We start from the raw sequence: 21,743 nt of genomic DNA on the forward strand, positions 1-21,743 counted from the left end.
CTAATGTTTGTTATCATCTCGAACAGATATTTTATGAATCAGTGTTAGCTGAGCTTAACCTTAAACTCAAAGAGACTTCATTTGTTACCTGTTGAACATATTTTACCGACGCTGCATAAGCAGCTTAGTAATGGTGACGCCATTGTTGTGGCCCCCCCTGGTGCAGGAAAGTCTACTTGCTTGCCTTTGTCCTTGCTTAATTTAACCGTGTTCAAAAATAAAAAAATTATTCTATTACAACCAAGGCGTATTGCTGTAAGAAATATTGCGGCATATCTATCAAGTCAACTAGGAGAATCGGTAGGTAAAACCATAGGCTACCGAATAAAAGGAGAGGTGAAAGTAAGCGCTAACACACGATTGGAAATAGTAACTGAAGGCATTTTAACGCGGATGTTACAAAACCAACCAGAGTTACCAGAGGTAGGTTTAGTGATATTTGATGAGTTTCATGAACGTAGCGTGCATGCCGATTTTTCTTTGGCTTTATGCATTGAGGTGCAACAAGCGTTACGGGAAAATTTACGTTTGTTGGTAATGTCTGCCACCCTCGATGTCGCGCCGTTAAAAGAATTATTACCCGCTGCAAAATTGTTAGAGTCACAAGGAAAAAATTATCCGGTTGATATTATTTACCACCCAGATAACTCTAACTCAGCACCTTTTGAAAAAGTCAGTCGGCTGATAATTCAGGTGTTTTACAAACACCAACGTGATTTTCTGGTGTTTTTACCCGGTGCTTTTGATATTAACAAAGCTGCAGAACGCTTGAGCCAACATTTTGGAGCTGAGGTTAAAATCCTAAAGTTGTATTCTGAATTATCTAAAAGCGAACAGCAACGGGCACTACTACCTCATCCATCGGGAAAAAGAAAAGTTGTGTTAGCAACCAATATCGCAGAAACCAGTCTAACTATTGAAGGCATAGAAGTTGTGATTGATAGTGGTATTGAAAAGCAGGCTAACTTTCAGTTAAGTCGTGGGGTTACACATTTACAAAATCAAAAGATATCACAGGCGTCTGCGACTCAAAGGGCGGGTAGAGCCGGTCGCTTAAAGGCTGGAAGTTGTTACCGTTTATGGAGTAAAGAGCAGCAGGAAAGGCTAAGTAAACAAGGTACACCTGAAATTATGTGTACAGATATGTGTAGTTTTATTTTAGAAACTGCAGTGTGGGGAGCTGAGCTTAAAACCCTTGCTTTGTTAGATTATCCCAGTGATGCCCAAGTGTCACAAGGTATCGCCCTATTGCGACAACTAGAATTGTTCGATGGTAACAACAAACTCACGGCACTGGGTCACAAAGCTCATGCTTTAGGTTGCCATCCCAGTATCGCAGTGATGTTGTTCAAAAGTGCCAAGGTAAGCCTCAATCATCTGAGCTTGGCTTGTGGGATTGCAGCTGTTATTGAAAATAAAGATCCTATGGGTAGAACCTCAAGCGGGGCAAGTATCTCAGCGAGATTACATTTTTTGCTGAGGCAAAAAAATCATGTTATTTGGCAAACGATCAATCAATGGCATACTAAAATGGCCTGTCGCCTCGTAGAGTGGCCGCTTGAAGATACCGGAGTTTTAGTCGCGTTTGCGTATCCACAATGGCTCGCAAAGCAGAGAAAAAACGAGCGCTATCAATTAGTAAATGGTAGCGGTGCGGTATTGTTTCATGATGATGTCTTAACTACGCAAAGTTGGCTGGCGATTGCAAATATGCAAACTAATGATAGGCAACAGGACAATGCGCAAATTCGTTATGCTGAGTCGTTAACCCTGTCACAAATACAGCAATTCTTTAGTTACTTGATAGAAACCAAAGAGCGTGTCGCTTGGGATCATAATAATCAACGCATAACCTCAGAAATGCGCAAAAATTTAGGTAAGATTATTATCGAGAAACAGCCCATTAAGCGGCCTTCGCAGCAACATTCTATGGATATTTGGCAAGACGTGGTTCATGAAAAAGGGATCGCTAGCCTGCCATTTAATGAAGAAACTCAGCAACTTATATATCGAGTACAGCTAGCGGCAAAACTGTCGGGGGATATGACCTTTCCAGACTTTAGTGAAGTTGGTTTACTGAATACAATTGATAAATGGTTGTTGCCATATTTGGCAGAGATTTTGACGTGGAATCAACTGAGTCAATGTCATTTTTATCAACAGTTGTTGAGCGAATTGGATTACCCACAGCAGCAATACGTAAATAATCAGCTACCGAAACGTTTCGTTTTGCCGAGTGGAACCCATGCACTATTAACCTACACGTCAGAGCACACAGTTATATTGTCGGCGCGTATGCCAGAGTTTTATGGATTACAAAGTCACCCATCTGTTGCGCAGCAGCGAATCCCTCTCACCGTTGAGTTATTATCTCCTGCCAGTCGCCCGATACAAACAACCCAAGATTTACCGAGGTTTTGGCAAGGAAGTTACAAAGAAGTACAAAAAGAAATGAAAGGCCGTTATCCTCGTCACTTCTGGCCTGATGATCCAGCCAATGCCCAAGCGACAACGCGTACTAAAAAGAAAATGAGCAGTAAATAATGAGCAGAACTCAAAAAGGGAAACCTAAAAAAACCTCACCCAAGGCTGCCACTAGCACCAAAGCTTCGCTGATAAGGCGCCTAAACCCGTTTCTCTGGCTTGCAAGGCATTGGTTTAAGTTGCTGTTTGTTTGTATTTTAGTGGTAGGGGCGTATGGGGTGTACTTAGATGCGCAAATTAGGGCGAAGTTTGCTGGTAATAAATGGCAAGTTCCTGCGCAAATTTATGCACGTCCGATGCTTTTACGGGTAAAGCAAGAAATAAGCATCAAAGAAATTGAAGAAGAATTACAGCTATTAGGCTACCGAAAACTCACTCGAGCAGATAGCTCCGGTGAATATCAAGTATTGAATAATCGGATCCGTATTCAAAGGCGTAAGTTTGATTTTTCTCACGGTACTGAGGACCTGCGTTACGTAGAAATTACTATCAAGAATCAGCGCATTGCCAATATTCAAGAGCTCAGTAGTGGCCAAAAAATTAGCAATATTTCTCTTGAACCTTGGCTAGTGACTCGTTTGGTCAGCAGTGGTAGAGAAGATCGTATGTTGGTACAAATTAACAATGTACCACCGATTTTGACTCAGGCTTTAGTGGCCGTTGAGGACAAAGATTTTTATCAGCACTATGGAGTGGCACCGCTTTCGATTTTGCGGGCACTAATGGCCAATATTTCTGCGGGACGCACAGTTCAAGGCGGTAGTACGTTGACCCAGCAGTTAGTGAAAAACCTGTTTTTAACCCGAGAAAAATCTTTAGTTCGCAAAGCTAAAGAAGCGCTGATGGCACTGATAATTGAGGTTAGATACAGCAAGGATGTGATACTAGAAGCTTATTTAAATGAAGTGTTTCTCGGTCAAAATGGCGACACTGGTGTGTATGGGTTTGGATTGGCGAGTTATTTCTATTACGATCGACCATTAGATGAATTAAGCATTGACGAAATTGCAACCTTGGTCGGCATCATCAAAGGACCCTCATATTATAACCCTCGAAAATACCCAGATCGAGTCGCCGAAAGACGCAATATAGTTTTGCGATTGATGTTTGAAAATAATCAGTTAACACCGAATGAATATCAAGATTTAGTTAAGTTGCCAATTAAGCTTGCCAGTGGCGCAAGTCTTAAAAAAGATAAACATCCCGCATTTATGGATCAGGTGCGCCGTGAGCTGAGATTAGTGTTAGATAACCCTGACATTCGTCAATCAGGGTTAAAAGTATTTACCACTTTAGACTCTAATGCCCAAGTCAAAGCTGAACGTGCTGTTTCCAAAGGTGTCGCAGCACAAGAAAAAAGACTTGGTAAGAGCGGATTTGAAGCTGCGATGATAGTGACTGATATTGATTCTGGTGAAATTCGCTCCATAGTTGGAGGGCGTAATACTGACTATGCGGGATTCAATCGCGCATTAGATGCAAAACGTTCTATTGGTTCATTGATAAAACCCGCTATCTATCTCACAGCGCTAGAGCAGGCGACAGACTATAATTTAGCTACGCATCTAAAAGATGAACCAATCAAACTCAAAAGCACCTACGGAAAAATGTGGGAGCCACAAAACTCTGATAAAAAGTTTCGAGGGGAAGTGCCGTTATTAACTGCTTTGAGTCGCTCCCTCAATGTGCCAACCGTTACATTAGGAATGACCCTAGGTTTAGGAAATATTGCTGATACTATCTGGCGTTTAGGGGTAGAAGAAGAGCTCGAGTTGTATCCAGCTCTTACCTTGGGTGCCGTTAATTTCTCACCATTACAAGTCAATCAAATGTATCAAACCATTGCCAATAATGGTCGCTATATACCCTTGCATTCTATCACTGCAATTATGTCTCCAAACAATAATTTATTGTGGAACTTTGATGTGGCCGAAGAGCAACGAGTGGACGAACAAGCTACCTATTTGCTGAATTATGCTTTACATAAAGTGACCTTAGAAGGCACTGCTAAAACTATTCGTGCAAAATTTCCCGATATTAATATGGCGGGAAAAACCGGCACTACTGATGATTATCGTGATAGTTGGTTTAGTGGTTTTGACAAAAATATTTTAGTTACTAGTTGGATTGGTAAAGACAACAATGAGCCCGTTAATTTAAGCGGAGCAAGTGGTGCAATGCAGTTGTTTATTGGTTATCAACAACAACAAGAGCCTAAGTCGTTGGTGAGGCGTTTTCCAAAAGGATTAGGGATTGCCCACTTCGATAACGCCACAGGGCGTCTTAGTAGAGCTGGATGTACTGATACTTATAGTGTTCCTGCTATTACAGCCGCACTGCCTCCGGTGCCGAAGAAGTGTTTTGGCGAATCTACTGTGCCTGATAAATCAAAGAGTTTGTGGGAAAGAATATTTGGATGAGCTTTTCATACAAGTACAGCTTTTTGGGTCATCGTAAACCTAGATTGAAAAAGCTATTTAGGATTCAGTCCTGTATGAAGGAATTGGGTCACATTACTTTTTGATCACCACAGACTGAGGGATTTTTTGCTCAGCTTGCTGATTTAGGCTGGGTAAATGCGATTTTTTATTTATCCTGTCTTGTATGAAACCTGATATGGGGGGCGGCTTTGAACAATCAATTTGGGCTCCAAGAAAACCTAATACAACAGCTGTGGTTTGTTTACTAGCACTACTGCAATCTGCGCGAACTTTGAAGCTTTCTCTGATCTTTTCATCTTCTGTCATAAAAGGATCTTGCACCTGGCCATTGATTACTGGTGAGTTTTTACGTTTCTGGTAATTCCTAGATGCTTGTTCTGCCATTTTATTTTGCTGCAGTTGTTGAAAGCTGTTTAGGTGACGTTTCACCATGCTTGATCTAGAAGAGCGCATTTCTGAACTGTTTGCAGGCTCGATATCTTTATCAGTAGTGATAATATCATTGGCCTTGATGTCGGTGGCCTCGTTGTCATTGACTTGGCTATTGTCTTCTGTCTCAGGAGGCAACTTATCTTCGATTGTGGGTTGAGGTAACGCAACAGGGGGAAGTGGTTTCTCTACTTCGTTAACTGGCTCGATTAGGTTGTTTTTGGGCAGTTCAGCAGCTGGTACCATTTCTTGTGGCTCAACAGCTTGAGGTATTTCTTCTTCAATGGACTCCATTTGGGGAGGGGGGAGGTCAAATATTAAGGTTGCTTGAATGACGTTCGTTTTTTTTACAGGCGAGTCTAAGACTGAAGGAAACATAACCGACTGAGCTACAATATATATTACTATCAGGTGCGCAAAAACTGATAAAAATAGGAACTTATTTTTTCTAAACACTGCTGCTCGCGCATGCCTTTGATAAAGTTAGGGTTTAATAGAGTATTCTGGATTGGATTAGTTCAAATCAGCAAAAACATGTCAATCCCATACCAGTTCAATTCATTAGCTAATATAACTTATCCTTTAATAAAAATCGGATGATTTATACAGTAAAGATATGATTTAAGAGGAGGCAAATTGTCATTGAATTTTTCATTTAAAAAAATGTCATAAAGCAGCTAATTTTTGCAGTGCGGCTTTGCTAGAGTCGCTAACAAAGACTATGGCTTGGCTGTCAGAAAATATACTTTTTGTGACATTCTCCATGACATCACGTTCGTTCTCATTAACCGCGATCCCAATGTTTATTTTGCCTGATTGCTCTAACCCCATTTTTCCTAGCATAGTAATAGCAAGGGCATCTTCAGCTGTTATCGACACTCCGCTAATGTTGGTGTAGTCGATTAAGATTTTTTTATATTGATTAATCACGTCTTTATATTCATTGCTTTGAAACATAAACATCAAATCTAGAGAATTGAGATTGCCTTCTATGGTGATGCAAGCCATGTTGTCTGTAATGGAAATGTCGTATTGCATTAATTTCTTTCTCCATTTTTTGAATCGAAGAATAAACCAAAACTTGAAGCCATGCACAATTATCTCAATCTGGATTTGTGTTTGTGTTTGTGTTTGTGTTGAGTCAATTCACCTTGTTTTTACATCGTGCACCAACTTGATCCCATTTTTGTTGGTTGCACCAAAGAAACGCAATTAAATGTAATAATTATCTGCTGTTGTCGTTTAACATATTGATTTTATTGTTAAAAAAATTTGGCATAGGTCTTGTTGTAGTTCTGGCAATTACTTGCAACACATAACAATAAACTGGGAGCTACACCATGAAATTAGTTACTGCGATCATCAAGCCATTTAAGCTTGATGATGTGCGAGAAGCCATCTCCGAAATTGGCATTGACGGTTTAACCGTCACAGAAGTAAAAGGCTTTGGCCGTCAAAAAGGTCACACCGAATTATACCGTGGAGCGGAATATCAAGTGGACTTTTTACCGAAAGTTAAACTTGAAGTTGCGGTTCAAGATGATCATGTCGAGCGTTTAGTTGAAGCCATTGTTGGCGCAGCTAAAACTGGCAAAATTGGTGACGGTAAAGTGTTTGTGTATGACTTAGAGCATGCCGTTCGTATTCGTACTGGCGAAACAGATGGCGAAGCCATTTAGAATTTAGGAGAGGAACCGTGGAAATTACTTTTGAATTGGGCTACGCCCTAGATACATTTTACTTTTTGATATGCGGCGCGCTAGTCATGTGGATGGCTGCTGGTTTTACTATGCTCGAAGCGGGTTTAGTTCGTGCTAAAAACACTACCGAGATTTTAACCAAAAACGTGGCTTTGTATTCGATAGCTTGCATCATGTATATGGTGTGTGGTTATTCAATCATGTACGGCGGTGGTGATTTTACTTTATTCCTAAGTGGCATTACTGGTGATGGCGCAACTGGTGTAGCTGAAGACCCAGCGACTTACGCACCTGCAGCTGACTTCTTCTTCCAAGTTGTATTTGTTGCAACCGCTATGTCTATCGTTTCAGGCGCCGTTGCTGAACGTATGAAACTTTGGGCGTTCTTAGCCTTTACCGTTGTATTAACTGGTTTTATCTATCCAATGGAAGGTGCTTGGACTTGGGGGGGAGAAGCCGTTTTTGGTATGTACACTCTAGGTGACCTTGGATTCTCTGATTTTGCAGGCTCTGGTATCGTACATATGGCGGGTGCTGCAGCAGCTTTAGCTGGTGTGATTTTACTTGGCGCCCGTAAAGGTAAATATACTGCTGACGGTAAAGCCCATGCAATCCCTGGTGCGAATTTGCCTCTAGCAACATTAGGTACGTTCATTTTATGGATGGGTTGGTTTGGATTTAACGGTGGTTCAGTTCTTGCGACTGCAACTGTAGAAAGTGCAAATAGTGTAGCTGTAGTATTTATGAATACTAACGCCGCTGCTGCTGGTGGTTTAGTAGCTGCGCTTATCCTAGCCCGCATTTTATTCAAGAAAGCTGACTTAACTATGGCTTTAAATGGTGCTTTGGCTGGTCTAGTAGCAATTACTGCTGAACCTTCTACACCTACACCTTTACAAGCGACTTTGTTTGGCGCTTTAGGTGGCATATTAGTAGTATTTAGTATTATTGCTCTTGATAAAGCGAAGATTGATGATCCAGTTGGCGCTATCTCGGTTCACGGTGTAGTAGGTCTACTAGGTTTATTACTTGTTCCTGTTACCAACCCTGATGCAGCTACATTTGCTGGTCAGCTAATTGGTGCGGCGACTATCTTTGTTTGGGTATTTGTAACCAGCTTCATTGTTTGGGCAATTATCAAAGCAGTGATTGGAATCCGTGTAACAGATGAAGAAGAGTTTGAAGGTGTTGATATGAGTGAGTGTGGTTTAGAAGCCTATCCAGACTTCACTACATCACGTTCATAGTCAGATAATTCAATGTGTTCTAAAACATGAGTTTTAGGATCTAGAAAGTTAAGGCCTCGCTAAATGCGGGGCTTTTTTTATGGATTATCTAGCTGAGTCTCACAGCATAGAAGATAATTTATGCAAATTGTTTTTGGTTGTGCACTGCGCAGTTAAATCAGAGTATCCTTATCACACCCACAACTTTTAAATCTTAGCGAATGAAAATTTCTATATTAATGAGTCTGTTGACTTTGGTTCTAACGAGTTTCTTTAGTTTTGCTTTTGACCGAATAACAGGGGAGTCGTTTTCTTCACGTTCAGAGGTAATCGCTCAAAATGCTATGGTGGCCACAAGCCAGCCATTGGCCACACAAGTTGCTTTAGATATATTAAAACAAGGCGGTAATGCAGTAGATGCTGCTATTGCAGCCAATGCAATGTTAGGGCTTGTTGAACCCACCGGAAGCGGTATTGGGGGAGATTTATTTGCTATTGTTTGGGATGCAAAAACTCAGAAACTGTATGGTTTGAATGCCTCAGGGCGATCTCCAGCCTCGCTTACCCTAGAACACTTTGCATTGCAGGGACTAGAGCGTATTCCATCTTACGGACCTTTATCGGTATCTGTTCCTGGCGCGGTAGATGGTTGGTTTGAATTACATGCTAAATTCGGTAGTTTACCTATGAGTAGTATTCTTTCCCCCAGTATTGAATACGCAAAAAAGGGTTTTCCAGTTAGCGAATTAATCGCTTATTACTTACAACAAAGTGTGCCTAAGCTCAGCGAATTTTCAGGTTTTAAAGAAACCTATATGCCCAATGGCAAGGTACCCGCTAAGGGGCAAATATTTCATAATAAGGGATTAGCCGTTACTTATGAAAAAATAGCCACTGGTGGTCGTGACGTTTTTTACAAAGGTGATATTGCCCGTTCAATTGCAGCCTACATGAAAGAACAAGGTGGCTTTTTGAGTTACGAAGATTTGGCCAATCATACCTCTGAGTGGGTTGAGCCTGTTTCTACCAATTATAAGGGCTATGATGTGTGGGAATTACCCCCTAATGGTCAGGGGATAGCCGCATTACAGATTTTGAATCTGCTCGAACAATTTGATATTGAAGGCATGGGATTTGGTTCACAGCAATATGTGCATACATTTATTGAAGCAAAGAAGCTGGCGTTTGCAGACCGGGCCAAATATTACGCTGACCCAACCTTCAATAATATTCCCGTCGATTGGTTAATCTCAAAACAATATGCGCAACAGCGCAGTAAGTTAATTGACCAAGGGCAAGTCGCTAAACGAATCGATGCTGGGATAGATCATGGTGATACCATTTATCTCACCACGGCTGATAAAGAGGGAAATATGGTGTCTCTTATTCAAAGTAACTATCGTGGAATGGGCTCAGGTATGACCCCTACAGGTCTAGGTTTTATGCTGCAAGACAGAGGTGAGTTGTTTAGTTTGCAATCAGAACATTTTAACGTTTATGCTCCTAACAAACGCCCATTTCATACTATTATCCCTGCATTTATTACCCGTAATGGTCAGCCTTGGGTAAGTTTTGGTGTAATGGGCGGTAGTGCGCAACCACAAATGCATGCGCAAATAGTAGTGAATCTAATTGATTTTGGAATGAATTTACAAGAAGCCGGTGATGCGCCTCGTATGTTACATTTTGGCTCAAGTCAACCTACTGGGAAGATTATGACTGACGGAGGTTATGTTAGTTTAGAGTCGGGATACGAACCTAAAGTAAAAAGGGAGTTACTTAAGAAAGGGCACATACTGCGCGATAGTGTTGGTGCCTATGGTGGATATCAAGCTATTATGCGCGATCCCAAAACTGGAGTGTATTACGGAGCGTCTGAGAGTCGTAAAGACGGTCAAGCAGCGGGGTATTAGTGATACCTAAGTAGGACGGTAAGAAAATAGGGTTGTCATCGCGTTTTGTTTTAAATACTTGGTTTCAATACTCTTTGTTGATTTTGAAATCTTCAACTGGGGAATGTTAAATAATGAGAATATTATTATTCTTGGGAACTAATATTGCTGTGATGGCTTTGTTAGGACTCGTGTTTAGTCTATTTGGGATTCAAAGCTTATTGGCTGACAATGGCGTAGATCTGAATCTTAACGCTTTGTTGGTGTATGCGGCAATAATAGGTTTCAGTGGTGCATTCATCTCATTATTTTTATCTAAGTTTTTAGCTAAGCGCAGCATGAAAGTGCATGTCATAGTCAACGCACAAAACCCAACTGAACGGTGGTTAGTCGACACAGTGCAACGTATGGCGAAACAAGCTGGGATTGGCATGCCAGAAGTGGGTGTTTTTTCGCATTCTTCACCTAACGCATTTGCTACTGGTTGGAATAAAAATAATGCCTTAGTAGCCGTGAGTAGCGGACTGTTAGATGTTATGCCTAAAAATGAAGTAGAAGCCGTACTTGCTCATGAAGTGAGTCATGTGGCAAATGGCGATATGGTAACCATGACGCTTATTCAAGGTGTAGTGAATACTTTTGTGGTTTTTTTATCACGAATTATTGGTCATGTTGTTGACCGAGTAGTGTTTAAAGTTGAGCGAGGACATGGTCCGGCTTTTTGGATTGTTTCTATTATTGCTGAGATAGTACTTGGGCTGTTTGCGACTATGATCGTTATGTGGTTTTCGAGATACCGAGAATTTAAAGCTGACGCTGGTGGAGCAAAGTTAGCTGGCCAAAATAATATGATTGCTGCTTTGCAGCGTTTGAGAAGTCTTAGTGGTGCTCCAAAATTACCTGATGAAATGGCCGCGTTGGCTATTAATGCAGGCAAGGTGCAAGCGGTTTTTTCTAGTCACCCCCCGTTAGAATCGCGTATCAAAGCCTTACATAATTTGAGGCGTTAGAATTATGGCTCAGGCTCAAAAAGGCATCTGCGCAGAACCCAATCTGCATGCTTTGTATCTAACCTTTACCGTTGTTGACGATGATACTCAGGCTATGCGTACTAAATTAGCACGTATTCTGGACTTGTTTACTCATTTTGATGAGGAATATTATGAGGCGATGGTCTCGGGTGTTGTGGCGATCGGTACCGAGTATTGGTATGAACTTTATCCAGATATTATCCCGCAGGAATTAGCTCCGTTTCCAGCCATGAATTGTGACGATCGCAGTGCCCCTAATTCTCCAGGGGATCTGTTTATTCAAGTTAAAGCTGACCGCATTGATATATGCCATGCCATAGGTATAGAAATTATGCAGTTGTTAAAGCCTCACGTTGACTTGTATGAAGAAGTGCGTGGTTTTCGGTATCTAGATGGTCGAGACTTAACTGGATTCGTGGAAGGTACAGAAAACCCTCGTGGCATGCATAAATTTGATGTGGCGTTAGTGGGTGATAATGATCCTGACTTTGCTGGAGGGAGTTATATTCATGTGCAGCGCTACCGTCATAATATGACAAAATGGCAACTACTGCCTACCAGTAGTCAAGAAGACATAATTGGTAGGTCTAAGACGGATAACGTTGAAATTGTGAGTGACAAAAAGGCTTCTTTTGCACATACAAAACGTACTAATTTAAAAGATGACAAGAGTAAAAGCATAGAAATGCTCAGACAAAGCATGCCATATGGCGACATGTCGATTCAGGGATTATATTTTGTTTCATGTGCTAATAGCCCTGAGCCTTTTAAAAAGATGCTCAAAAGTATGATTTTTGGCGATGAAGAGGGATCTTACGATAAGTTACTCGATTTCACGATTGCCGAAACGGGTGGAGCATTTTTTGCTCCATCTGTTACTTTTATCAAACGACAAGCTAAACATTAGGCTTCGTTTATGTATCAACACACTGGGAAATGTGATTGTGGAAATGTCACGATTCAATTTTCTAGTCCTAAGAGTTTATCTAGTTATAACGCGAGAATCTGTGACTGTGTTTATTGTATGTCACGTGGAATTGAATATTTATCAGATCCCGATGCGAAGATTCGCTTCATGTCTAAAACCCCACTTAAGCATCAAAAACAAGGCTCACAACAAGCAAGTTTCTTGCTATGTTCAAAATGCCAAACAGTTATCGGTGTTTATTATATTGATACAGAGGTTTGTGTAGGATCCCTAAACGCGAAATTATTAGATAAATTTCATCAAGTACAGCAAAGATTAGTGGTTTCACCCAAACGTCTAAACAAAACCGAAAAGGTAAAAAGGTGGCGTCAATTATGGTCGCAACTCCAAATTGTCATAACAGAATAAGTCTTTGTCAAACAAGCAACTATTCTAATAATATTGACCCATCCCAATCTTGCGCTAACTCAGTGGTTTTTAATTTAGCACATTGCTCCAAGTGATGAATCGCCAGAGTGTCTTCAGGGTAAATATCCAAAGCGTCTTGAAAATGGCTGATCGCCTGTTGCCAGTCTTGTTGTTTTCGACAAGCCAAACCCTGTTCTATTAACGAGGCGTTGGCGAGTTTCAGTTTTTTTACCGCGCTGTTTTGATGATCGATTATTTCATAGACTTCTATTGAGGCTTTTCTGCCTTTGACTCTGACCCAGTCTAATAAACGGTATTCAAATAGACCTTTAGCAGCGGCCTGCTGCAGCGCTTGGGCGCTGATGACTATGTCAGTGTTGTATTTTGGAGCAAGCCCTTCAAGTCGATAAGCGATGTTAACACTGTCGCCTATCACGGTAGTGTCCATTCTGTCGTCTGAACCCACAGTGCCAATAATCACAGGTCCAAAATGGATACCAATTCCAATATTCACCGCAGAATAATTACAGTTGGCTCTATGTTCGTTATACAGGTTAATCGCATCGCGTAAACCAAGAGCGGCTCGGATGGCGTCTTGGGCTTTGTCGGTATTGTTACCACTTGGCCTATCGAACAATGCCATGACGGCATCACCAATAAACTTGTCGATAAATCCTTTATTATTATGAATAGGCTCGTTCATTCGTAAAAAGTAGGAATTTAAAAAGTTCATCAATTCCTGCGGACTCATTTGTTCAGATAAACTCGTAAAGCCGCGAATGTCTGTAAATAAAATTGCTAGTTCATCTTCATCTGCACGGCCAAGTTCTAGTGTTTCTGAGCCATGTTTAGCAAAGTGATCAACAAATTGTTTAGGTACAAACTTACGAAACGTTTGATTTAAACGCATCGCTTCGTCTGCTTTGTCCTTATACTGTTGCAGGGCTTGAGTATTGTGTGATTGATGTTCACTAGGCTGGGAGCTTTGAATAGGAGATAAATGACTACTTAAACGCGCTGTTTTTTTAAGAAGCATGATTAGCACTATTGAAAATAGTGCAATAATAGCTAATAAAAACAGCGGTAAAGGTTGTAATACTTGTTCAAGCATTAGGTGTCATTTATCTCTCTATTAACATCGATATGTTAGCCGTTCTACAATTGGTTATTTACTATTGGCTGCAACATCCGCTAAAACTTTATCGGCTATTGCCAAAGTCTGCGCCACAATTTCGTCATCGTGTGCCGCGGATACAAAACCAGCCTCATAGGAAGCGGGTGCTAAGTAAACACCATTGTCTAACATACCATGATAGAAATGGTTAAACTGTGCTGTATTGCAGTTAATGGCTTGTTGGTAGTTGGTCACTTGTTCTACTTCAGTAAAAAACAGCCCAAACATGCTGCCTGCGTAGTTAACAGACATCGCAATACCGTGTTTGTTCGCTAGTTTCTTAAAACCTTCAGCTAAAGTTTGAGTGGTTTGGGTAAGTTGTGCATACAAACCTTCTTTTTGAATTTCTTCTAAAGAAGCCAAGCCTGCAGCCATTGCTACTGGATTACCCGATAGAGTACCCGCTTGATAGACAGGCCCGTCAGGGGAAATATGCCTCATTATTTCGGTTTTACCACCAAAAGCGCCAACTGGCATACCACCACCTATTACTTTTCCTAAACAAGTAAGGTCTGGTTTGATATTGTATTTTTCTTGGGCTCCGCCCCTTGCTACTCGGAAGCCTGTCATCACTTCATCAAAAATCAGTATGGCACCGTATTGATCACAGATATCTCTAAGACCTTCTAGAAAACCATCAACAGGAGGAATGCAATTCATATTACCGGCGACTGGTTCAACAATAATGCAGGCTATTTCTTCAGGATATTGTTGAAATGCATTCTTAACTGAATCTAGATTATTGTATTCCATGGTTAAGGTGTGTTTGGCAAAATCTGCAGGAATACCCGGGGAACTGGGCACTCCGAAGGTTAAAGCTCCAGATCCCGCTTTGACTAGCAATGCATCGGCATGGCCGTGATAACAACCTTCAAATTTTAAAATTTTATCGCGATTAGTGAAGCCTCGAGCCAAACGAATCGCACTCATGGTCGCTTCAGTGCCTGAATTGACCATACGTAACACTTCCATCGAAGGTACCAATTGGCTAACTTTTTCAGCCATGATGACTTCCGTTTCAGTGGGCGCTCCAAAACTTAAGCCATTCGCTGCTGCATCAATTACAGCTTGACGAATTTTAGGGTTGTTATGACCCAATACCATGGGCCCCCATGATTGTACGTAGTCGATATAACGTTTGCCGTCTACATCAAAAATATAAGGTCCGTCGGCCTTACTGATAAATGGAGGCGTACCGCCTACTGCTTTAAAGGCTCTAACAGGGGAATTAACGCCACCTGGGATATGTTGCTTAGCGCGGGCGAAAAGACTTTCTGATTTTTGCATAGTGACTTCTTTTATTAGTTAATTTTTTTGCTGAAAATTTAATCGTTAGCTATTTACGTGCCAAAGTACTTCTCGATCAAACTGAGTAACAATATTTTCTACACCTAGGGTAAGAGCAAATAAAGCCATGCGTACCAATACCCCGTTATCCGTTTGACGAAAAATAGCTAAATTAGGATTTAGGTTTAAATCATTGTCCAATTCATTGGCTTCTGCTCGGGAATCCCGAGGAAGCGGATGCATTATTACTGTTTTTGATTGAAAATGTTTGGTGTAAATCTGTTGGTTTAGACGAAATTTACCTCGGTATTGATTCGCTTCATCCTGGGAGGGAAAACGTTCTTCTTGAATACGAGTTTGGTAACAAATATCCGCATCTACACTGCCTTCAAATTGGTCAGTAATTTTGTACTGGTGCCCTGCATTTTCAATTGCATCGATAATTGCGCTTGGCATGGATAGCTCTTTTGGGGAAATCAAAGTGAAACGTACGTTATTAAATAAGCACAATAACTTTGACAAGGAGTGCACTGTTCTGCCGTATTTTAAATCCCCAATCATAGCGATATGCATACCATCAATGGTGCTGCCGTGGTCGAGCAGTTCTTTTTGGATAGTATATAAATCTAAAAGTGCCTGAGTAGGGTGCTCATTTGCACCGTCACCGCCATTGATGACGGGAATTCGACTACCTTCAGCGAACTCTGCTACAGAACCCGAGTCGGGATGGCGCATCGCGATAATATCAGAATAACCACTAAGCACCCGAGCCGTATCGTATAAAGACTCACCTTTTGCTAGAGCTGAGTTGCTTAATCCTGTGGTTTCGCGAACTTCGCCACCTAATAAATTAAAAGCGGTACCAAAACTGACTCTGGTACGGGTACTAGGTTCAAAGAATAAATTACCTAAAATAGCCCCGTCTAACACTGTTGTGCGTTTTTGTCGTTTGGCATAAGGCAACATGTGATGAGCAACATTAAACACTCGCTCAATTGCTTCGCGATCGAACTGATTGACCGACAAAATATGGTTACCTTTAAAATTCATTTGCTACGCAACTTATATAAACCTTAGATAGTTTTCATTTTAACAAATTTAATCTTCAGGGTCTGTTGAACTTTCCAATACCAATGTCATAAATTTACTATTGGGATCGTTATTATAGTTCGCAAAAGGCTCGCAAAACTCAAAGTTGTGGCTTTGATACAATGCGATAGCGGGATGAAAAAAGGCTTGGGAGCCTGTTTCTAAGCTTAGGCGTTTTAATCCCTTGTTGTGTGCTTGTAGAATAATAAATTTAAGCATTTGCGCTGCTATTCCCTTGCGTAAATGCTCGCGGGCAGTGCGCATGGACTTGATTTCAGCGTGTTGCGCAGTGAGTATTTTTAACGCACCACAGCCAAGTAGGTCTTGTTGCTGCCAAGCTGTCCAAAAGGTGATATCTGGTTCACGAAGTTTGTCTAAATCCAAGGCGTGAACACTTTCAGGTGGTGACGTGGCATACATATCGTCGAGATGTTGTTGAAGTAGATCCACTACTTTAGGATGTGTGAGGTTGTCTATTTTGATTTGCAAAAGATATCGCTCAAGTTATTTCTCTCGTTTGAAAAAGAATAGTAACTTGAGCGGATCGTTTTTATCAATAGAGGCTTATCGATGTTTACCCTTACTTTTATTGTGCTGGGAAACTTTCAGCGGCCTCGATTTGTTTTGTTTATTTGATTTGGCGCGATAATTATTACTTTTGGTATTACTTTTGTAATTCGATTTGTAATTGTTGGTTTTAGCTTTATTAGTGATAACACGCTTTTGTTGACTCTTATTTTGACTAATAACGCGCTGTTTATTATTGGCCACTTTAGATGGTTTGACGCTTTTAGTTTGATGCGTAACATGTTGTTGCTTACCTAAGGTTTGTTTAAAGCTTTTGGATTTTTTCTTATATCCTTTGTTTTTAGTGTGTTTGTGAGCATAATCACTAACATTCAATACTCTTTGTTTATCAATTTGTTTATACGTATTGACCTTGTTCCCACCGTTTATAGTGCGCACAATTCGTTGACCATTTATTCGGTATTGTGCACCTCGTCTATGTTGTTGATTGTGATTCCAACGCGGATATTCCTTAACTCTCACCACTTGGCGCTTGCTATGATGATTTGACCAATATCTATTTGCATGCTTATGGTAGTGATAGTTAGCAACAAGGTGGCGGTTGTGCCAATTAAAGCCTCCGAAATAAAAACTTGGGCGAATATTAAACCCTACACTCCAATATAAACCGGCACTAAATAAACTGTGTCTAGGTCGAGCCCAAAAGTAAGGTTGATGATTGCTCCACCACCAGTTTCCATACACAACACGAGTGTCATAGTAAGGGACATAAACCACTTCTCTACGTATAGTTTCTATTACAATTTGGTCTTCGTCATGTTCTACATTGATATAGTCGTTATCACTCAGGTTTCCTTGTTCGTAGGCCTTTTGGCGTAAATTCTGAACGCTAGTTAATATCTGCTGTTCGTTTACCAAAAAAGCACTGCCTAAGGATTGTAGCCAGTCCAAATCATCGCTTAATTTCTGCAATAAATCATTAAAGGGTACTAAAGCTTGAACACTGGGATCCCAATCTTTATTTTCTACCGCATTGAGAGCTTGTTGTTCATCTAAGTCTGGATTAGCTGCACGCCAACGTGCGGCTTGGATAACCTCCAATGGGTAGGTCGAGGCCACTAAAATATGTGAGAGTAAGGTATCTGGATATAGGGCAATTGGAGCCAACATTTGATCTAATTGGGCTTGATCAAGTTCGATAATCTCGGCACTGTTGGTTTGCTGCCCAAGCGCAGGTTGAATGGCATTGGCTGTGAATAAGTAAAAAACACTTAAATAAATGAATAGGTACTTGGTTTGAATGTGCATAACCCTTTCCTTATAAAATCGAAAACCCAAGTGTGGCTAAAAACTTGCCTAACACTTGAGAGTTTAGATTAGGTTATACGATTGGTTGCCTTAACCATGGCTGAACATTGACTAACGAGTCGTTTATTTAAATAAATGTTTATCGAACTGATGCCCTAGCTTTTCTGTTTTCGTACGAATGTAGTTGCGATTGTCATCCGTTATACCGTGGTCAATAGGAGTACGCTGAGCAACATTAATGCCCATGCTGGTAAGCGCCAGACCTTTCTTGGGGTTATTGGTCATTAGATTGACATTGTTCACCTGCAATTTTTCTAACATCAATTTACAAATACCATAATCTCTTATATCAGCATCAAAACCTAAATGTTCATTTGCTTCAACGGTATCCATACCTTGATCTTGTAAGTGGTATGCGCGAATTTTGTTAAGTAAACCAATGCCTCTTCCCTCCTGACGCAGGTACAACAATACTCCTTTGCCTTGCTGAACAATATTCTGCAATGCTTTTTCTAGTTGTGCTCCGCAGTCACAACGAGTACTAAATAATGCGTCGCCGGTTAAACACTCTGAGTGAATTCGAATAGGCACAATATCGTCAATGCTCCATTCTCCGTAAGATAGGGCAACATGCTCTTGGTCAAGTTCGTTATCAATAAAACCATGAATCTGAAATTTCCCCCAGCGGGTAGGTAACATGGCCGAGCTAACATATTGATACTGATCTAATTTTGGATTCATATTTTGTAAAACGTACTTTATTAAAGGGAATCTTGCGGGCAAGTGGCCCACATACTGAGTACTCGTACAACTAAGTTAAAGTACATCTCCAATTCGGAAGTATTGGAGTATATGGGCACGATTCAGAGTTTTACAATAGCTTAGATTCATCTATGTGCGGTGAAGTGATTGAGTGATTGCGGTTTAGCTACGCCATATCCTTGGGCGAAATCAACCCCCATTTTACCTAGTTCAACCATAATTTCAGTGGATTCAACAAACTCTGCAACTGTTTCCATTCCCATAGCTTTCGCGACATCTTTAATAGAGTTCACCATCGCCATATCAACGGGGTCTAGTAATATGTCTTTCACAAAACTACCGTCTATCTTGACTTGATCCACGGGCAAGTTTTTTAAATAGCTATAGGAAGAAAAACCACTGCCAAAATCATCTAGGGCAAATAAACATCCCAATTTGTGGAAAGTATTGATGAACTCTAAGGTTTCATCCATTTTTAAAATTGCCATGCTTTCGGTGATTTCGAAACAAACTTTGCGATAAGGTATTTTGTGTTTTTCAAAAGCATTTAAAACGAATAACTTAAGCTCCTTGTCAGCCAAGGAGTGGCCACTTAGATTAATACTGACTCTTTCTAGTTTTTCACTATGTTGTGGGTTACTTTCGAGCCAACTGAAATAATTTTCTACGACCCAACGGTCAATTTGTGCCGTGAGATTATATCGTTCGGCAGAAGGCAAAAAAGCTCCAGGTGCGATAATATTCCCTTGCTGGTCGCGCATTCTGAGCAAAATTTCGTAATGATGTCCGTCAGCCTTGTGACTTAATGATTGATAATGTTGATAATATAATTCGAAGCTATCGTTCTGCAAAGCATGATTGATATGAGTTACCCAAGACATTTCAGACTCATAACGCTGCATGTGAGTATCTTCTGCTGAATAGGTATGGATTTGATTACGACCGCACTCTTTAGCTAAGTAGCAGGCCGCATCCGCCATACTTAATAACTGCTCTGGTGAGTTGATATTAGGTTGCCAGGGTACTTGCCCTATACTAATTCCTAGTGTGAAAATTCGATTTTCCCAAACAAAGCGAAACTCTTGTACTGCTGTCAGTAGTTTATTCGCCAGCAAGTAGGCCATTTGTGCATTATCGCCTTCCAGCAATACCCCAAATTCATCACCACCAAGTCTAGCTAATGTGCCTTTGTCCATCACCACAGCATCAAGTTTTTCTGAAAGCTGTTTTATTAATAAATCACCGGCTTTGTGACCGCAGGTGTCGTTGACAACCTTAAACTGGTCTAAATCCAAATAGAGTAAAGTCAGATCACTGTTTTGATCTTGCGCATTGACTAAACCCCGTTGTAGGCGGCGCTCAAACTCGCGTCTATTGTACACCCCTGTCAGTGAATCGTGAGAGGCTAAATATTCCAAACTAATATTCGATTGTTTGCGCTCAGTTACGTCTGAGATTGAACCAAATAAGTATTGTTTATCTTGTTCTTGCTTAATTTGTCCTGAGATGGCAAACCAGAACTCGCTACCATCTTTACGAACACCTTTTGTTTCTCTACCTATGACTTTATCACCTCGGTGTATTTCTCCGAGCATAATTGCGCGGTCTTGTGGATTAGCATAAAACTGCGAAGCATTTTCTACCTCACGCAACATTTCTTCTTCATCGGCATAACCAAATAAATTACACATCGCCGGATTAACACTGATAAGTTGACCGTCTAAAGTGGAGGTGTATAACCCCTCTGCCGAATTTCTGAACAACTCATAAAAGTGCTGTAGGTCAGTAATTGCCAGTTGTTGTTGTAAACTGTGGCGATAGGTTATGACTCGCTCATGAGCTTCAATAGCAAGCGCGATTAACAGTATGCCCAGAACAACAAACACCGTAAACAGCAGGGATAGGTTTTGTGTTAAAGGGATACTCGCTAAGAATAACGTCACTTGGCCAAACCCACTTAGAGCAATACAAGCCAGCCCACATAAACACACTAAGTTAGCTATTTTTTTGTCGGGTTTGTGATAGAAAAATGCCAGTAAACTAACCAGCGAGGTAGAAAATATCGCCATTAGTATTGAAAATGTAATTTGTTGGCCACTGTCTGCAGAAAAAGCCATTCCTAGTGTAATAAATCCAAAACAATACAAGGAATATCGCCAAATAGTAGGGACGCCTTCTAAAATTGCAAAGGTGACTTTTGATGAAGTTAATAGCAACAACCCAAACAGTGCAAAACTGAGGTTGGATATGTAACTAGTGATACCGATTATTTGACTTAGCACTCCTTTAGTATTTAAAAACAATAATAAGAAAGCGGCATTGGAAAGTGCAAACCAAAAACGTACAGGGCTGCGCATGAAAATGTAAGTGATAAAGAAATAACAGGCAAGTAATGCCAATCCACCACAAATAAAGCCAATGATAGCGAGCAGTAATTGTTCCCTTTCTACTAATGACGATTGTTTGTCTATGTCAATGGAAAAGACTAACGGGCCATCGTCTTTTATTCTTAAAAAAACCGTTACAGCTTGTTGTTCGCCGTTGATAGGAGTAATAAACAATCTGTGCCTGAATGGGCGTTTAGCATAGTCTCGACTACTGCCCATAAGATAAGAGCCTAAAATGCGCTCTTTTTGGTCCAATAAAAAAACATCAACATAGTTAAGATAAGGATTGTCAACGGTCAGAAAATATTGTTTTTCATCAGGATTTTCAAAAGCTATGTCGATTTTTCCCCACAGGCTTTCATCTGAGCTAATTTTATTTGGGATATAGCTGTGCTGCCAATTTTGTAAATTTTGAATATCTGACAACTGTCTGCTTTTTTCTGTGACCAGCCAGTTGATCTGGGGAAGTAAGTTCACTTGAGAATTTTGTTTGGATATCACCACCTGCTCGGCTGCTATGCTAGCGCTGGGCCAAAAAGTGTATAAAAAACAAAATATTAAACCAACTGAATAAAGTGATTTCATAGATGCTCGACAGCTATTACGAAAGTTATACGTTGGCGTATATTGCACTTTATTGCTACTACTTTTGCAAAAATAGCTGAGTGA

The 21,743-nt window shown here is 40.7% G+C and carries 17 protein-coding genes; 8 read left to right on the forward strand and 9 right to left on the reverse strand.

The annotated features are described in order from the left end of the window. Window positions 1-81 precede the first annotated feature (81 nt). Window positions 82-2,544 carry an ATP-dependent helicase HrpB gene (hrpB, locus tag KO534_RS02360; protein WP_215926791.1) on the forward strand — a complete coding sequence of 821 codons (2,463 nt, stop codon included), beginning with the start codon at window positions 82-84 and terminating at the stop codon, window positions 2,542-2,544. Then, window positions 2,544-4,904 (forward strand): penicillin-binding protein 1B, encoded by a 2,361-nt coding sequence (mrcB, locus tag KO534_RS02365; protein WP_215926793.1) that lies wholly within the window; start codon window positions 2,544-2,546, stop codon window positions 4,902-4,904. The genes hrpB and mrcB overlap by 1 nt, the downstream gene beginning before the upstream one ends. Window positions 4,905-4,997: 93 nt before the next feature. Here the strand turns inward: mrcB and KO534_RS02370 are convergent, their stop codons facing one another. Beyond that, the gene (locus KO534_RS02370; protein ID WP_215926795.1) at window positions 4,998-5,732 is read right to left on the reverse strand and encodes a hypothetical protein; all 735 of its coding nucleotides are present in this window, start codon (window positions 5,730-5,732) and stop codon (window positions 4,998-5,000) included. 288 nt (window positions 5,733-6,020) lie between these two features. Continuing rightward, window positions 6,021-6,392 (reverse strand): hypothetical protein, encoded by a 372-nt coding sequence (locus tag KO534_RS02375; RefSeq protein WP_215926797.1) that lies wholly within the window; start codon window positions 6,390-6,392, stop codon window positions 6,021-6,023. Between the two features lie 302 nt (window positions 6,393-6,694). Here KO534_RS02375 and glnK point away from each other — a divergent pair, with 302 nt between their 5' ends. The 6 genes from glnK (at window position 6,695) to KO534_RS02405 (ending at window position 12,539) form a co-directional block, all read left to right on the forward strand. After that, window positions 6,695-7,033 (forward strand): P-II family nitrogen regulator, encoded by a 339-nt coding sequence (glnK, locus tag KO534_RS02380; protein WP_007622553.1) that lies wholly within the window; start codon window positions 6,695-6,697, stop codon window positions 7,031-7,033. A 17-nt stretch (window positions 7,034-7,050) separates the two neighbouring features. Then, on the forward strand, window positions 7,051-8,301 hold the full coding sequence (locus tag KO534_RS02385; RefSeq protein ID WP_215926799.1) for an ammonium transporter: 1,251 nt from the start codon (window positions 7,051-7,053) through the stop codon (window positions 8,299-8,301). 200 nt (window positions 8,302-8,501) lie between these two features. After that, window positions 8,502-10,193 carry a gamma-glutamyltransferase gene (gene ggt / locus KO534_RS02390; protein ID WP_436836567.1) on the forward strand — a complete coding sequence of 564 codons (1,692 nt, stop codon included), beginning with the start codon at window positions 8,502-8,504 and terminating at the stop codon, window positions 10,191-10,193. Window positions 10,194-10,303: 110 nt separating this feature from the next. Then, window positions 10,304-11,182 (forward strand): protease HtpX, encoded by an 879-nt coding sequence (htpX, locus tag KO534_RS02395; protein WP_354667902.1) that lies wholly within the window; start codon window positions 10,304-10,306, stop codon window positions 11,180-11,182. 4 nt (window positions 11,183-11,186) lie between these two features. Beyond that, window positions 11,187-12,110: a Dyp-type peroxidase gene (locus KO534_RS02400; protein WP_215926822.1), complete on the forward strand. Its 924-nt coding sequence runs from the start codon at window positions 11,187-11,189 to the stop codon at window positions 12,108-12,110. Window positions 12,111-12,278: 168 nt separating this feature from the next. Next, complete coding sequence (locus KO534_RS02405) at window positions 12,279-12,539, forward strand: hypothetical protein (protein WP_215926824.1); 261 nt, start codon at window positions 12,279-12,281, stop codon at window positions 12,537-12,539. A 19-nt stretch (window positions 12,540-12,558) separates the two neighbouring features. Here the strand turns inward: KO534_RS02405 and KO534_RS02410 are convergent, their stop codons facing one another. The 7 genes from KO534_RS02410 to KO534_RS02440 form a co-directional block, all read right to left on the reverse strand. Continuing rightward, entirely contained in the window at window positions 12,559-13,650 is a 1,092-nt protein-coding gene (locus KO534_RS02410) for an adenylate/guanylate cyclase domain-containing protein (RefSeq protein ID WP_215926826.1), read from the reverse strand. 54 nt (window positions 13,651-13,704) lie between these two features. Then, window positions 13,705-15,000, reverse strand: a complete 1,296-nt coding sequence (gene hemL / locus KO534_RS02415) for a glutamate-1-semialdehyde 2,1-aminomutase (RefSeq protein WP_215926829.1) — start codon at window positions 14,998-15,000, stop codon at window positions 13,705-13,707. 45 nt (window positions 15,001-15,045) lie between these two features. Continuing rightward, complete coding sequence (locus KO534_RS02420; RefSeq protein ID WP_215926831.1) at window positions 15,046-16,050, reverse strand: aspartate carbamoyltransferase; 1,005 nt, start codon at window positions 16,048-16,050, stop codon at window positions 15,046-15,048. A 48-nt stretch (window positions 16,051-16,098) separates the two neighbouring features. Then, a complete protein-coding gene (locus KO534_RS02425; RefSeq protein WP_252731915.1) occupies window positions 16,099-16,578 on the reverse strand; it encodes a GNAT family N-acetyltransferase in 480 nt (159 codons plus the stop codon). Window positions 16,579-16,653: 75 nt separating this feature from the next. Next, window positions 16,654-17,925: a DUF3300 domain-containing protein gene (locus tag KO534_RS02430; RefSeq protein ID WP_215926833.1), complete on the reverse strand. Its 1,272-nt coding sequence runs from the start codon at window positions 17,923-17,925 to the stop codon at window positions 16,654-16,656. A gap of 123 nt (window positions 17,926-18,048) precedes the next feature. Next, window positions 18,049-18,666 (reverse strand): GTP cyclohydrolase II, encoded by a 618-nt coding sequence (gene ribA / locus KO534_RS02435; RefSeq protein ID WP_215926835.1) that lies wholly within the window; start codon window positions 18,664-18,666, stop codon window positions 18,049-18,051. A 146-nt stretch (window positions 18,667-18,812) separates the two neighbouring features. Further along, window positions 18,813-21,659: an EAL domain-containing protein gene (locus tag KO534_RS02440; RefSeq protein ID WP_215926837.1), complete on the reverse strand. Its 2,847-nt coding sequence runs from the start codon at window positions 21,657-21,659 to the stop codon at window positions 18,813-18,815. Between the last annotated feature and the right edge of the window lie 84 nt (window positions 21,660-21,743).

Origin of the sequence: Paraglaciecola arctica, assembly GCF_018861065.1 — a bacterium.
In the GTDB taxonomy this organism is placed as follows: Bacteria; Pseudomonadota; Gammaproteobacteria; order Enterobacterales; family Alteromonadaceae; genus Paraglaciecola; species Paraglaciecola arctica_B.

Coding starts and splice junctions, on each gene's coding strand:
- mrcB (WP_215926793.1), top strand. CDS start 2,544: ATGAGCAGAACTCAAAAAGGGAAACCTAAAAAAACCTCACCCAAGGCT.
- KO534_RS02370 (WP_215926795.1), bottom strand. CDS start 5,732: ATGTTTCCTTCAGTCTTAGACTCGCCTGTAAAAAAAACGAACGTCATT.
- KO534_RS02430 (WP_215926833.1), bottom strand. CDS start 17,925: ATGCACATTCAAACCAAGTACCTATTCATTTATTTAAGTGTTTTTTAC.
- glnK (WP_007622553.1), top strand. CDS start 6,695: ATGAAATTAGTTACTGCGATCATCAAGCCATTTAAGCTTGATGATGTG.
- hemL (WP_215926829.1), bottom strand. CDS start 15,000: ATGCAAAAATCAGAAAGTCTTTTCGCCCGCGCTAAGCAACATATCCCA.
- KO534_RS02375 (WP_215926797.1), bottom strand. CDS start 6,392: ATGCAATACGACATTTCCATTACAGACAACATGGCTTGCATCACCATA.
- KO534_RS02420 (WP_215926831.1), bottom strand. CDS start 16,050: ATGAATTTTAAAGGTAACCATATTTTGTCGGTCAATCAGTTCGATCGC.
- KO534_RS02405 (WP_215926824.1), top strand. CDS start 12,279: ATGTCTAAAACCCCACTTAAGCATCAAAAACAAGGCTCACAACAAGCA.
- KO534_RS02440 (WP_215926837.1), bottom strand. CDS start 21,659: ATGAAATCACTTTATTCAGTTGGTTTAATATTTTGTTTTTTATACACT.
- ribA (WP_215926835.1), bottom strand. CDS start 18,666: ATGAATCCAAAATTAGATCAGTATCAATATGTTAGCTCGGCCATGTTA.
- KO534_RS02410 (WP_215926826.1), bottom strand. CDS start 13,650: ATGCTTGAACAAGTATTACAACCTTTACCGCTGTTTTTATTAGCTATT.
- ggt (WP_436836567.1), top strand. CDS start 8,502: ATGAAAATTTCTATATTAATGAGTCTGTTGACTTTGGTTCTAACGAGT.
- KO534_RS02400 (WP_215926822.1), top strand. CDS start 11,187: ATGGCTCAGGCTCAAAAAGGCATCTGCGCAGAACCCAATCTGCATGCT.